This window comes from Marinomonas sp., assembly GCF_039940335.1.
Lineage (GTDB): Bacteria > Pseudomonadota > Gammaproteobacteria > Pseudomonadales > Marinomonadaceae > Marinomonas.
In genome coordinates this window covers 710,552-725,256 of record NZ_JBDVGW010000013.1, presented here as the reverse complement: position 1 = coordinate 725,256, position 14,705 = coordinate 710,552, and the positions used below count along the sequence as shown (strand labels likewise).

At 46.0% G+C, this 14,705-nt stretch carries 8 protein-coding genes; 5 read left to right on the top strand and 3 right to left on the bottom strand.

The window, feature by feature from the left end:
- Nucleotides 1-27 precede the first annotated feature (27 nt).
- From ABJF92_RS13165 to ABJF92_RS13155, 3 genes are read right to left on the bottom strand one after another with little or no spacing between them, the layout of a single operon-like run.
- Nucleotides 28-3,390, bottom strand: coding sequence for a transglutaminase family protein (locus tag ABJF92_RS13165; protein ID WP_446816243.1), 3,363 nt, complete (start codon nucleotides 3,388-3,390; stop codon nucleotides 28-30).
- Nucleotides 3,387-4,331 carry an alpha-E domain-containing protein gene (locus ABJF92_RS13160; protein ID WP_446816242.1) on the bottom strand — a complete coding sequence of 315 codons (945 nt, stop codon included), beginning with the start codon at nucleotides 4,329-4,331 and terminating at the stop codon, nucleotides 3,387-3,389. The genes ABJF92_RS13165 and ABJF92_RS13160 overlap by 4 nt, the downstream gene beginning before the upstream one ends.
- Complete coding sequence (locus ABJF92_RS13155) at nucleotides 4,321-5,787, bottom strand: circularly permuted type 2 ATP-grasp protein (RefSeq protein ID WP_446816241.1); 1,467 nt, start codon at nucleotides 5,785-5,787, stop codon at nucleotides 4,321-4,323. Before ABJF92_RS13155 ends, ABJF92_RS13160 begins: the two co-directional genes overlap by 11 nt.
- A gap of 311 nt (nucleotides 5,788-6,098) precedes the next feature.
- On the opposite strand from ABJF92_RS13155, the gene ABJF92_RS13150 reads away from it, so the two are divergent.
- The 5 genes from ABJF92_RS13150 (at nucleotide 6,099) to ABJF92_RS13130 (ending at nucleotide 14,668) form a co-directional block, all read left to right on the top strand.
- Nucleotides 6,099-7,337, top strand: coding sequence for an FAD-dependent monooxygenase (locus tag ABJF92_RS13150; RefSeq protein WP_446816240.1), 1,239 nt, complete (start codon nucleotides 6,099-6,101; stop codon nucleotides 7,335-7,337).
- 450 nt (nucleotides 7,338-7,787) lie between these two features.
- A complete protein-coding gene (locus ABJF92_RS13145; protein WP_446816239.1) occupies nucleotides 7,788-9,101 on the top strand; it encodes a Na+/H+ antiporter NhaC family protein in 1,314 nt (437 codons plus the stop codon).
- A 163-nt stretch (nucleotides 9,102-9,264) separates the two neighbouring features.
- Nucleotides 9,265-10,170, top strand: a complete 906-nt coding sequence (locus tag ABJF92_RS13140; RefSeq protein ID WP_446816238.1) for a DMT family transporter — start codon at nucleotides 9,265-9,267, stop codon at nucleotides 10,168-10,170.
- Between the two features lie 184 nt (nucleotides 10,171-10,354).
- Entirely contained in the window at nucleotides 10,355-11,545 is a 1,191-nt protein-coding gene (locus tag ABJF92_RS13135) for an efflux RND transporter periplasmic adaptor subunit (RefSeq protein WP_446816237.1), read from the top strand.
- A 12-nt stretch (nucleotides 11,546-11,557) separates the two neighbouring features.
- On the top strand, nucleotides 11,558-14,668 hold the full coding sequence (locus ABJF92_RS13130) for an efflux RND transporter permease subunit (RefSeq protein WP_446816236.1): 3,111 nt from the start codon (nucleotides 11,558-11,560) through the stop codon (nucleotides 14,666-14,668).
- Nucleotides 14,669-14,705: the final 37 nt, after the last annotated feature.

The window sequence follows — 14,705 nt, the reverse complement described above, 5'->3', positions numbered from 1 at the left end:
CCTGAACTTTAATATAAATAGAGATAATTAAAGCACAGTATACCTCTTACGCAGATCTAATGTATGAGGATATTCATTCATTGGCTCTTCGGCTGGCACAGACATAGGCCTTGGCACCACGCCATTAGGGTGGAATGAACGCAAAGCACTAAAGGCTGGCGGCGGAGACAGTGGACCTTGAGTAAAGCCGTGATCCCAGAAACGATTGACGCGACGTGCCTCAGCTTCGTTACTGTTCACTGGCAATGTCTCATAAGTACGACCACCTGGATGCGATACATGGTAAGTGCAACCGCCCACAGATAGACCATTCCAAGAGTCGATCAAATCAAATACTAGAGGGGTATCCGTGCCTAGCGTTGGGTGCAGCGCAGATGGTGGCGCCCAAGCCTTGTAGCGGACCGCTCCCACAAACTCACCTTTACGACCAGTGGAACGAATGGGCACACGGCGGCCGTTACAGCTCAGTACATAGCGACCTTCTGTTAAGCCAGACAGTTTCACTTGCAAGCGCTCGACAGAAGAGTCTACATAGCGGGCCGTACCCGAGCCGGTGATCTCTTCACCTAGTACATGCCAAGGTTCGATGGCCCAGCGTAGTTCAATTTCCATGTCGTCAATTTCTTGGCGGCCATAATGCGGGAAACGGAACTCTTCAAACGGCGTTAGCCATTCGAGTTTGAAAGGGAAGCCGTGTCTCTGTAGATCTTCTACCACTTCTTTCACATCTTGCCAGACAAAGTGCGGCAACATGAATTTATCGTGCAGGCTAGTGCCCCAACGAACCAGAGGCTTTTTGTATGGTTCTTTCCAGAATCTTGCCACTAAACAGCGCAATAACAGCATTTGTACCAATGACATATGCGGATGAGGCGGCATTTCAAAGCCACGGAACTCTAGGATACCTTGGCGACCGCTGGAAGTACCCGCTGCATAAAGTTTATCGATACAGAATTCTGAACGGTGAGTATTACCGGTAATGTCGACCAATAGGTTGCGCATTAAGCGATCTACCAACCAAGGTTGATCCACAAAACCTTCAGGCATGTTTTGGAAGGCAATTTCCATTTCGTACAGAGCTTCGTCACGGCCTTCATCTGGGCGTGGCGCTTGGCTGGTTGGGCCAATGAACATACCTGAGAATAGATAAGACAAACCTGGATGATGCTGCCAGTAAGTGACTAAGCTTTGTAGCAATTCTGGGCGACGTAATAATGGACTGTCGTTAGGTGTGCTACCGCCTAGAGTCACATGGTTACCACCTCCTGTACCTGTGTGGCGGCCATCCAGCATAAATTTCTCAGCACCAAGACGGGATAAATAAGCCTGGTGATACAAGGTTTCCGTGTTGTGAACCAGTTCTTTCCAGTTGGCGGCAGGGTGAATGTTTACCTCGATGACACCTGGATCTGGGGTAATCAGGAATTTCTGCAGACGAGCGTCTTTAGGCGGCTCATAGCCTTCTATCACCACTGGTAAATCTAGGGCTTTCGCGACAGTTTCAATGCTGGTGAGCAATGCAACGAAGTGCTCTAGATGGGTCAGTGGGGGCATGAAGACATGCAAGCGACCTTCTCTTGGTTCAATACACAAAGAAGTACGAACAACGTCTTTATAAAGGCTGTCTTTGTCGCTTTTGGCTTTAGGTTTGGCAGTGCGTTTATCTGCGCTAGGGGTCACCGCCGACGCATCTTGTGGTTGCGTCATATTTGCCAAAGGCTGGCGAGGATCAAATGGGTCACGTTCTTGAGGTTGCTCTTCTTCAACCACAGCAGGCAAAGAGTTAAGCGGTAAGCGGTAACCCATAGGGCTATCACCGGGAATCAGGGTAATCACATCGCTACGCATCGGCCAAAGCGAACTTTGCCATTGCTGCGTGATAGTGTTGAATTCCAGTGGTAGTAAATACCCCGTGGTGGTGCTTAGGCCTCGATTAAGCAGTTTTGCTAGGCGACGTCGTTCCAAGTCGTCTTTTAAATCCGCTTTAGTCGGGTCGGCGTCCGCCGGGAGAGACTGCTCTAGCCATAGATAGTAAAGCGTATCTTCATAGGTACTTTGTAGGTACTTAGGTTCGAGCTTGAGCTCTTCACATAAGGTTTTACCCAGCGCTTCCGCGTCCTTGATGGTGTGCTTATAATCTTTATCGACTCGAGCAAGGTATTTTGGGTCTTGCCACAGAGCTTCGCCATCGGTACGCCAGAAACAACCTAGCGCCCAACGGGGGACTTCTTCACCCGGATACCATTTACCTTGACCGTAATGTAATAGGCCGTTAGCGCCAAACTCATTCTTCATTTTGAGCAGTAAATCTTTCGCTAACTTAAGTTTTTCAGCGCCCAGTGCACCTGTGTTCCATTGCTCTGAATCCATGTCATCAATGGACACAAACGTCGGCTCGCCACCCATGGTAAGGCGGACATCCCCTTCGTCTAGCTCTTTATCCACAGCATAGCCAAGCGCTTTAATTGTTTCCCATTCGCCTTCCGCATAGGGTTTGGTAACACGAGGATCTTCATGAATTCGGGTAACGATATTGGTGTAGCTAAATTCACATTCGCATTCATCAATTAAGCCAGTAATCGGTGCAGCAGAAGCAGGTTCTGGTGTACAAGCCAAAGGAATATGTCCTTCCCCAGCGAAAAGGCCAGATGTCGGGTCTAGACCAACCCAGCCTGCACCGGGTAGGTAAACTTCACACCAAGCATGTAAGTCTGTGAAATCTTCTTCTGGACCGGAAGGCCCGTCTAATGCTTTGACATCTGCGCTTAATTGCACCAAATAGCCAGAAGCAAAGCGTGCCGCAAGACCTAAGCTACGGAGGATCTGCACCAATAGCCAAGAGGTATCACGACAAGAGCCCTTGGATAGGGTCAGTGTTTCTTCACAGGTCTGCACACCCGGTTCAAGACGGATGCCATAGCCAATTTCACTGGCAAGTCGCGCATTTATTTCAACAAGAAAGTCGTTGATCGGCGTTTTTTTGCGATCGACGGTAGACAGCCATTTATCTAACAGCGGACAAGACTCAGTCACTGCAAGATAAGGTTCTAGCTCTTTTTTCAGGGCTTTGTCATAGGAGAATGGGTAGTCTTCCGCATAACTTTCCACGAAGAAGTCGAAAGGGTTAATGACGGTCATATCCGCAATGACTTCAACCATGAACTCTAGTTTGTTGGTTTTTTCAGGGAACACTAAGCGTGTTTGAAAATTGCCAAATGGGTCTTGTTGTAGGTTTACAAAATGATCTTCCGGCGTCACTTTAAGCGAGTAACCATGGATTTTGGTGCGTGAGTGGGCCGCAGGGCGAAGTCTTAAAATGTGTGGTGCGACATTGATAAAACGATCAAATTCGTAAGTAGTTTTATGCTGTATCGCTACTCTGATGGTCATGTCGCGTCTCCTTGACGAAATTGAAACCAATTTTCGGTAATCTTAAAGCTAATATCTATGATATCCAACTGAATATCATTGAGGTATTCATGGAATTCTTGGTCTAAATCTTCCGATGAAGTGATCTCATAATAACGGGCGTTGAGTTTGTCTATGTTGGCAGCAATGATGCCTGCTCGGGGAAGCTTATTGGCCGCTTCACGGATCTGCTCTAAGCAATATTTTAAGCTGCGAGGGAAGTAAGGATCTCTTAATAAGAAGCTAACTGTTTTCGCTCCGTTAATAGAGGTCCTGACGGTACGACGATAATCTAGGTAAGCACTTTGAGACTTTAAGACTTTTGACCATACTACTTGTCCTAATTGAACGCTTTCTTCACTTTCTGCTTGTAGCATTAAGGAAAGCGCAGCATCGAGAATACGAGTGTTCATGTCCGCTCGTTCTATGTAGCGCCCCATAATAAGGAACTGCCAACCAGCGTCTCGGCTCATGGCGCCTGCTAATAAACCTATGATGGTTTGGCAGCCGCTGATAACGGTGGTTAGGAAGTCGTGGCGCTCTGAACGATTAATGCCTTGTTTGATATTATGGCGAGCGTAGAGGTCTAATTCGTTGATCAGCTCCCAAATCTCTTTTGGCACCACATCTCGAGAGGTGCGGATGTTTTCTCTAACCATTTTGATAGAAGACAACATAGAGCTTGGGTTGCTGTCATCAGCAAGGAGAAATTTTACAACGTTACGTTCGTCTTTTACCTTGTAGCGTTGCTCAAATAACTCTACACCACTGTTAATCTCAATGAGGTTGTACCATGACACTTGAACGTTGCGAGGCAAATCAAACAATAGGTCATCATAGACACTAACCAAACGAGCGGTGTTTTCGACACGCTCTAAGTAACGTGCACTCCAAAATAAGCGTTCTGCGACTCTAGATAACATAGTTATTGCCCCTCGTTTCAACGATCCAAGTATCTTTACTACCACCACCTTGTGACGAATTAACCACCAGTGAACCTTTTTTCATCGCGACTCGGGTAAGCCCGCCAGTGGTCACGTAGGTATCTTTGCCCTGCAAAATGAACGGGCGAAGATCTAAGTGGCGAGGTTCCAAATTCCCTTTTGAAATAAGGGTCGGGGCTGTCGACAATTTTAAGGTGGGTTGGGCAATATAGTTTCTCGGATGTTTCTTAATTAAATCGGCAAAGATAGCTTGCTCTTTCTTGGTAGAGTGAGGCCCTACCAACATGCCATAACCGCCAGATTCATTGGCAGGCTTAACCACCAACTTGTCGAGATTTTCCAATACATAGGCTTGTTGCTCTGGGTCATCACATAGGAAGGTTTCCACATTTTTAAGGATGGGCTCTTCTTTTAGGTAATAACGGATGATTTCTGGTACGTAGGCGTACACAACCTTGTCATCGGCTACCCCGGCACCCGGTGCATTGGCGAGGGCCACGTTACCATTACGCCATGCACGCATAAGTCCAGGCACACCCAATACGGAATCTGGATCGAAGGCCTCTGGATCAATGAATAAATCATCAATACGACGATAAATAACATCAACACGCTCAGGCCCATTAATAGTTTTCATATAAACGCAGTCATCACTATCAACAAACAAATCGCTGCCTTCCACCAACTCAGCCCCCATCTCTTGAGCAAGAAAAGCGTGCTCGAAATAGGCTGAGTTATAGATACCTGGTGTCATAACGACGATTTCTGGGCTGTCTATATTGCGAGGTGATAAAGACGCTAACATATCAAACAGTTGTGATGTGTAGTCGTTAACGGGCAGGATATGATCATTCTCGAAAAGCTCTGGTAGTACTCGTTTGGTGATTGCTCGGTTTTCAAGCATGTACGAGACACCAGAGGGTACTCTAAGGTTGTCTTCTAATACGTAAAAATCCCCTTTATCGTCCCGTACTAAGTCTGTTCCACAGATGTGCGCCCATACACCATGAACTGGTGATACGCCGACACATTCAGGACGAAAGTTTTTGGATTCTTTGATGATGTGTTCTGGGATGATGCCATCTTTTATGACATTTTGATCGTGATAGAGGTCGTTGATGAAGAGGTTAAGTGCTTTTAGGCGTTGTTTGAGGCCTTTTTCGGCGACTCGCCAAGCGGATGCTTCTATGGTTCGAGGGATAATATCAAAAGGCCATGCTCTATCAATATTGCCTTCTTCAGTGTAGACAGTGAAGCTAATACCCATTTCTTGAATAGTGGCTTCGGCAGTTAATCGACGCTTTTCCAGTTCGTCTTCTGAAAGACTGTTTAAATAACTAAATAGCTGTTTTGCGGGTGCTCTTGGTTTACTTTTGTCATCGATGAGTTCATCAAAAAAACCGTTTGACTGATACTGGTTGTGTAAATTATCCATTTAAACCTCGTTCTGCGTTATCAAACTGGGGCTGCATACCATCATAGTGAGCAGGTTTGCTAAATTGTCTTGTGTTCTTGCCCCATAGAAGGGAGATCGTTACTCCATTTGTTAAAATTGGTAATTTTTTTATCGTCCCTCCACACTAATCGCTTTTATCTGCTTTGTGAAGATAGCAAGTATCAAGCCAGAGTATTATTTTCAGTGTCTTGCCGTAAAATTCTAAATGCTCTTAACCTTGATCTAGATGGGTGTCATTCTACGGCATAGCCTTTACTATTAGCGTTTGCTTGTGTGTTCAAATGTAGATAGTGAGTGAAGAGCGGAGTGGTTGGTTGACAAAAATACATAAAATTTTAGTGGTAGGTGCCGGTATAGGTGGCTTGACATGCGCTTTAGCCTTGGCGAGGCGAGGTATGTTAGTGACAGTTTGTGAACAGTCCGCCTGTTTTAGTGAGGTAGGGGCGGGTTTGCAGATTGGGCCGAATGCCATGCATGTATTACGAGCGTTAGGGCTCGAAGAGGGTTTAAAAGCCCTAGCTTATACCCCTAACTTCGCCAGCATTCGTCATTACAAAACCGGTGAGTATTTTTTGAAAACGCCTTTGGGAAGTGCCATAGAACAAAAGTATGGCGCACCATATTGGCATTTGCATCGGGCGGACCTGCACACCATTTTGGTGCAAGCCTGTGAAGCGGCGGGTGTCGATATTCTGTTAAATGCCCACGTTAAAAGCTACCAAGAAGATGCTGGTGGTCAGGGCGTTATGCTGTATTTAGAAAGTGGCTGGGAGATAGCGGCGGACCTAGTGATCGCCTCCGATGGGGTCAAATCGTCTATCAGGCAGCAAATGCTGGGCATGGATAAATCTACCTTTATGGGACAGGTCGCTTGGCGAGGTCTGATTCCAGTAGAAAGTGTATCTTCCATTAAAATTCAACCTGATGCCAGTGTGTGGGCAGGCCCAGGAAGACACTTTGTTAGCTACTATGTGCGTGGCGGTAAGTATATTAATTTTGTCGCGGTTGAAGAGCGAAATGCTTGGCACTCTGAATCTTGGCGAGAAGAAGGTGACGTCAATGTATTACGACAGGCCTTCGCCGGTTGGCATCCTGAGGTGACAGAGTTACTTAAGTGCGTAAAAAACACCTTTTTGTGGTCGTTAAATGGTCGCAGTGAGTTGCCATTTTGGCATAAAGGGCCTGTGGTATTGCTTGGTGATGCTTGTCATCCTATGTTGCCTTTTATGGCGCAAGGAGCCGCGATGGCTATAGAGGATGCCTATGTGTTGGCGGAGTGTGTAAGCGGAGTAACATCGGCTGAGAATCTCGAGCAAGCGTTACAAACGTATGAGCAACACCGCAAACCAAGAACGAGCAAGGTGCAAGCTATGTCGAAAGCCAATGCAGGATTGTTTCATATGCATGGAGGCGTATTAGGGCTTTGTAAGCTCAAAGCGCTCAAGCAAGTTTCTCACTTTGTGCCCTCGGTGGTAGAGAGTAAATTAGAGTTTGTTTATGGATACAATGCAACCCAGCAAGACTTATAGCTAAATGCTCTATGAATCACTTCGGAAGAAAAATTTTGTTATACCAAAAGGTAAAATAATCATGACAATTGATTATTAGCGCCTTGTCTTCCAATTCTCTATCATCGCGCCTCTGCTTTAATAAGTGACTTACCAAAAGTGAGTTACTTCCTTTAAGGAAGGTACGAACAAGTCCACTGGCTTCAGCGTGTGGATAAACCTTTATTATTCGAGGCAAGCTTTGAAGTCCAATATTGAACATATTGGCAAGAAGATTAACAAAGAATAAAAAGTGTTTAGCCCACGCCCTTCGGGTCTTTCAGAGAAACGGCCTCTCTGTGTTAAGAGTGATTGAAAGGTATTAACATTCCTGCTCACTCTTGCCTTGATAGACCGTTTCTCTGATAAGACTGTAGCTCAGAAGACTTAATCGCACCTTCCTTTAACTAAACTCTGGAAACAACAGACCGTATGACTTCTAAATCTCCACTGGCGCTTTTACCGCTGGTTCTTTTTTTGGTGCTTTTTGTCGGAAGTGGCCTTTGGTATCAATCTCAAGGGGTTGATTTTGCCTTCTATCAAATCTCTGCACCGGTTGCGATATTACCGGCCATTGCCTTAGCGATCTTGTTCGCCAAAGGGCAGCTTAATGAGCGTATTGAAACCTTTGTTAAGGGCGTAGGGGACAGCACCATCACTACCATGGTGTTGATTTACCTTTTGGCGGGGGCGTTTGCCAGTGTGGCAAAAGCTGTTGGTGGCGTGGATGCCACAGTGAACTTTGGTTTGAGCATTGTTCCTGCCTCTTTGCTACTACCAGGCTTGTTTGTGATTACCGCTTTTGTGGCGACCTCTATGGGCACATCCATGGGAACCATTGCGGCTATTGCTCCGATTGCTATTGGTGTCGCTGACGCGGCAGAACTACCATTGCTGCTTACTGTCGGTACTGTGATTGGTGGCGCCATGTTTGGTGATAATTTGTCGATTATTTCGGACACCACCATCGCCGCTACCCGTACGCAGGGTTGTGATATGCGAGATAAATTTCGCATGAACTTTAGGATTGCTCTGCCTGCGGCACTAGTGACCCTCGTATGGCTGTATTTCCAGAGTAGTGGGGCGCAAATTACTGACTTGAAAGACTATGACTTGATCAAGGTGCTGCCTTACGTGATGGTGTTGGGCCTTGCGGTAGCAGGAGTGAATGTCATGTTGGTATTGTTTAGCGGTATTGTGTTTGCTGGCATAGTGGGTTTAACCAGCTTGCCAGAATACAGTGTGGCAAGCTGGTCTGCGGATATTTACGCAGGCTACAGTGGTATGCAGGAAATCTTAATCTTATCACTGTTGATCGGTGGTCTAGCGGCGGTCATGAAGTCCCAAGGTGGTTTGGATTGGCTGGTAGGTATGGTTGAAAAAGTTAGCCGTGTATTTGGCGGTAAAACTGGGTCAACTCGTACCGGTGAGCTGAGTATTAGCCTAAGTGTCGCATTAACCAACCTTTGTACAGCAAATAATACTGTGTCTATTTTGATTAATGGCTCAGTGGCGAAAAATCTCGCCGAGCGCTATAACGTTGACCCTAAGCGCAGTGCAAGTTTGCTCGATATTTTCTCTTGTGTTGTGCAAGGGGTGTTACCTTATGGTGCGCAAATATTATTGGCTTCTTCTTTAGCTGGATTGTCACCATTAGACCTTGTTGCGTATGTTCAATACAGTTGGGTGCTTGCCTTAGTGGCTTTATTGTCGATCGCTTTTGCGTGGCCAAAGACGGCTAAGTAACCTACAAGTGATTTAAAAAGCCCATTTTGCTGATAGAGAGTAAAATGGGCTTTTTTGTGCAAGTTGTATTCTAACCTTCATTTTGTGCATTTTTTCCTATCGCTTCTTGTTACACTCTTGGCCACTTTTTAGTGCACCAATTAGGGATGACGGGCGTGGGAAAATGTTAAAGCAGGGTGAAGGTTTTAAAGCAGAGTTAATTTTGCTTTTGGTAACAGTGCTTGCCGGTTTTGGTTGGATATTTGCGAAAGAAGCTCTAGTGGGATTACCTCCGCTATTTTTTATGGCCATGCGCTTTTTGATCGCTGGCTTTGTGCTGTTCTTGGTGGGGCAGAAGTATTTTAAAAGTCTTGATTGGGCACTTATCAAACAAGCTTGTTTTGTTGGTGTGATCATGGGTATTACCATGATGTTCTGGATAACAGGACTGGATCAAGGCAGTAACCTAGGTGTGGGCGCTTTTATTACGAGCTTGGGGGTGGTTATGGTGCCACTGGTTGCACGTTTTATGTTCGGTCAGCGTCCACCGATGAATATTTGGTTAGCCTTACCCATTGCGATATTGGGCCTTGCTTTATTAGCCTTGAACAATGGTTTGGATTTTGAGTTCGCGCAATTTTATTTCTTGGGGGCCGCAATAGGCTCCGCCTTTCAGTTAAATTTCTTATCCCGATTCTCCATGAGAATGCACCCCTTAGTACTAACAGCTGTTCAGTTGATCGTTGCTGGTGTTTTCCTATTGATACTGTCCCTGTTAACAGAATCACTCCCTAACAGTATTAGTATAAGTGTTGCGGGCTGGTTTCTCGCAAGTACTTTAATCGCAACCAGTTTGCGCTTCTTGCTGCAAACTTATGGCATGAGCTTAACTCAGGTGAGTCACGCCGCCGTTATTATGAATTTAGAGCCTGTGTGGGCGGCATTGTTGGCCGTCGTTTGGTTTAAAGAAGTGATGGCGGTGGGGCAGGTGGCGGGCTGCGTGCTCATTTTTATTGCAATGTTAGTGAGTCGTTGGCCACAGATTAAAGGCATGTTTTACTCAAAAAGCCATGAATTAACTCCGAAATAAGTAAAGAAAGTGAATGTTTTTTGTTAGTCATTTTACCTACTTTATTTGGTGTTAATAATGCATGTTGTTATTTTAGTTGGTGGTGAGAGGTTCGCAATGAAGGATGTACCACTGGCTGTATGAAACAGGTTTATGCTGTTTTGTATTTTACTACGCATATAAAACTTACAAGGAATTCTGCTAAATGCTTACGAAAATGAAATACGTGTCCGGTGTGGCATTACTCATGCTGCTGGCTGGGTGTCAAGAAGAGACAAGTAGTCAAGCCGCTGCCCCTAAGGCTGCACCAAAAGTACAAGTCGGCGTAGTAGTTATTGAGCCTCAAAAAGCAGATTTAGTCGCAGAATTACCCGGTCGAACGGCTGCTAGTTTGGTCGCGGAAATTCGACCTCAAGTTGGTGGTTTGGTGAAGCAACGATTGTTTGAAGAAGGGCAAGTTGTTGAGAGCGGTGAGCTGTTGTACACCCTAAATGATTCCACTTACGTATCTTCTTATAAGCAAGCTCAAGCGGACCTTGAGTCTGCCAATGCTATTCTAGCGTCCGCTTTACAGACAGATAAACGATTCTCTGAACTGCGTAAACAGAATAATGTGTCCCAATCGGACAGCGATGATGCTCATGTAGCGTATTTAGAAGCGGTTGCTAATCAGAAAAAAGCCGAAGCCGCTCTAGAAAGCGCGAAGATAAATTTAGAATACACAAAAATCACTTCGCCAATTAACGGCCGTATTGGTATTTCGGCTGTAACGGTAGGTGCCTTAGTAACAGCAAGTCAAACCACCGCCATGACAACGGTTAGAGCACTTGACCCCATCTATGTGGATTTGTCTCAAACCAGTTTGGATCAATTAAATCAGCGTACTTTACTAAGCCAAGATGGTGTCGAGTTAGGGAGTAATAAGGTTTCTCTAACCTTAGAAGACGGCTCTACTTATCAATACCAAGGCGTTTTGAAAGCGCGTGAAGTAAGTGTGGATGAGTCTACTGGTAGTGTTACCTTGCGTGCAGAATTCCCGAACCCAGATAACCTCTTACTTCCGGGTATGTTTGTGCGTGGTGAAATTCACGAAGCGACTCATACTTCCGCGATTTTAGTGCCTCAGCAAGGTGTTTCCCGAAATGTGAAAGGCAATCCAATTGCTCTGGTGGTGAACGGTGATGGAATCATTGAGACTCGTCAGTTAGTGATTGATCGCGCGATTAAAAATTATTGGCTGGTTGCCTCTGGTATTGACGCGGGCGATCGTGTTGTAGTTGAAGGCACATCAAAAGTGAGAACCGGCAGTGCGGTGACAACGGTTGAGTTGAAATTTGATAGCCAAACTGGTGCCATGGTATCGCAAAACGCTGCTACGACTAGCGCCTCTAAATAAGGGAGTCAGAATATGTTTGCTCGCTTTTTTATCAACCGACCGGTATTCGCTTGGGTTATTTCCATCGCCATTATGTTGGCCGGATTGGGTGCGATTACCACCCTACCGATTTCTCAATACCCTGATGTGGCACCCCCTTCTATTAGCATCTCTGCTACTTATACCGGGGCGTCTGCTGAAACGGTAGAAAACAGTGTTACCCAAGTACTGGAACAACAGTTAACAGGGCTTGATGGCTTGTTATACTTTTCTTCCTCAAGTACTTCTAGTGGTAGTTCCAGTATCACGGTTACCTTTGAGCAAGGTACAGATGCCGATATTGCTCAAGTACAAGTGCAAAACAAGGTCCAGCAAGTTTCTTCTAGTTTACCTGAAGCGGTACAAGATAATGGCGTGACCGTGACCAAATCTAATTCAGACTTCTTGATGGTCGCTGCTATTTTTGATGAAACAGATACCGATACAGGGCAAGATATTTCAGACTTTTTGGTCTCTAGTGTTGAAGATTCTGTTGCCCGAGTTGATGGTGTAGGCAGTATTCGAGTATTTGGTTCTGAATACGCTATGCGTGTTTGGCTAGACCCGCTGAAACTGGCTTCCTACAAACTAATGCCTTCGGATATTTCCAGTGCCATTCGTGCGCAGAATACACAAACGGCAGCAGGTAGCTTGGGGGCTTATCCAGTTCTTAAAGGACAAGAGCTGAATGTCACAGTCACAGCACAATCTAAACTGCAAACGACGGAAGAATTCGAAAAAATCATTCTTGCTTACAATGATAACGGAGCAACCGTTCGCCTAAGTGATGTGGCGAGAGTGGAGTTGGGCAGTAAATCTTACAGCACTATTGGGCGATTAAACGGTCACCCTGCTGCGGGTATTGCTGTCATGCTATCGCCAGGGGCGAACGCACTGACCACTTCAGAAGGAGTGAAGGCTGTACTAAATGGTATGAAGAATGATTTGCCAGATGGTTATCAGCTTGCCTTCCCTGTAGATAATACCAACTTTATTCGAATCTCTATAGAAGAGGTGGTGAAAACACTATTTGAAGCCATCGCCTTGGTTATTATCGTCATGTTCATCTTCTTGCAGAACTGGCGCGCTACCTTGATTCCAGCTATTGCCGTACCTGTGGTATTACTGGGTGTGTTTGGCATCTTGGAAGTATTTGGCTACTCGATTAACACCTTAACCATGTTTGGTATCGTACTTTCCATCGGTCTATTGGTGGACGATGCCATCGTCGTGGTGGAAAACGTTGAGCGAGTAATGGAAGAAGAAAAGTTGCCGCCAAAAGAAGCGACACTTAAATCCATGAAAGAAATCACCAGTGCCTTGATTGGTATTGCTGTGGTGCTTTCGGCGGTATTCCTACCTATGGCGTTCTTTAGTGGTTCTGCTGGGGTAATTTACCGTCAGTTCTCTATCACTATCGTTGCCGCTATGATTCTCTCGGTAATCGTTGCGCTGACCTTAACGCCAGCCTTGTGTGCGACCTTGTTGAAACCGAATCACGGTGCGTCGAAAAAAGGCTTAGGAGGTTGGTTTAACCGCAATTTTGATCGTGCAACAGGTGCCTATTCTGGCCGCGTGGCGCGCTTAGTTAAACAACCTATTCGTTGGTTCCTAGGTTATGGCGTTATTATCGCTGGCCTAACTTACATGATGACCAACCTGCCAACAGGTTTCTTGCCAACGGAAGATCAAGGCCGAATCATTGTAATGGTGTCCTTACCGGAAGGGGCGTCTATGTCGCGTACCGATGCGGTAATGCGCCAAGTTGAAGATCACTTCCTGAACAATGAGAAAGATAATGTTGAAGCATTGTTTACGGTATCTGGTTTTAACTTTATGGGCAGTGGACAAAATGCCGGCTTGGCTTTTGCGGCATTAAAAGATTGGTCGCAGCGTGAAGATCCACAAAGCAGTGCGGGGGCTATCGTTGCAAGGTCTTATGGGGCCTTTGCAGGCATCCGTGATGCGCGTATCTTCTCTTTGATCCCACCTTCCATTCGAGGGCTTGGTCAAACCAACGGCTTTACTTTCCAGTTGTTAGCGTCCGGCAATACGAGTCGAGACACCTTAGTTGAGTTACGCGATCAATTACTTAGCGACAGTCGAACGAGTCCTTTGTTGTCTGGTGTGCGTTTGGGTAGTGAATCCGAAGCACCGCAATTGCATATTGATGTTGACCAAGAAAAAGCGTCGGCTTTAGGTCTATCTCTATCAGACATTAGTGCGACGTTGAGCAGTGCTTGGGCAGGTAGCTATGTGAATGACTTTATTGATCGTGGTCGAGTGAAAAATGTATATATGCAAGGTGATGCGGCCTACCGCGCTTCCCCTCAAGATTTGCAACATTGGTATGTACGTTCACAAGATAACACCATGACACCGTTTTCGGCATTTGCTTCGTCTGAATGGACTTATGGCCCTAAAAGCTTAAATCGTTTCAATGGTCAGGCTTCTTATCAGCTTCAAGGGGCTGGTGCAGACGGTATTAGTTCTGGTGTTGCGATGGATGAGTTGCAGCGTTTGGCCGATGAGTTACCTGCGGGAAGTTCTGGTGCGTGGAGTGGTTTATCTTATCAAGAGCGCCTATCTGGTGGTCAAACCCAGTTGCTGTATGGCATTTCCATCTTGGTGGTGTTCCTCTGTTTAGCCGCGCTTTATGAAAGTTGGACGGTTCCTTTCTCTGTGATGTTGGTGATTCCGCTTGGTGTGATTGGTGCTGCGGCGGCGGCGCACATTCGAGGTTTGGAAAATGATATCTACTTCCAAGTCGCCTTGCTGACGACCATAGGTTTGTCTTCCAAGAATGCCATCTTGATAGTGGAATTTGCCGAGACGGCGTATCGACGAGGTGAAAATGCTTGGGATTCAGCAGTGGAAGCTGCACGTTTGCGCTTACGTCCAATTATTATGACGTCTATGGCGTTTATCGTGGGTACGTTGCCATTAGCGCTTTCGTCAGGTGCCGGGGCGAACAGCCGTATCTCTATTGGTTCTGGTATTGTGGGGGGGACGCTAACAGCAACCATATTAGCGATCTTCTTCGTGCCTTTGTTCTTCGTGGTGATTCGTCGTATTTTCTCAAAACGACCTTCTGAAGCGGTATAAGGCTTTTATTGAACACATCAAAGGGGCTCACATCTGT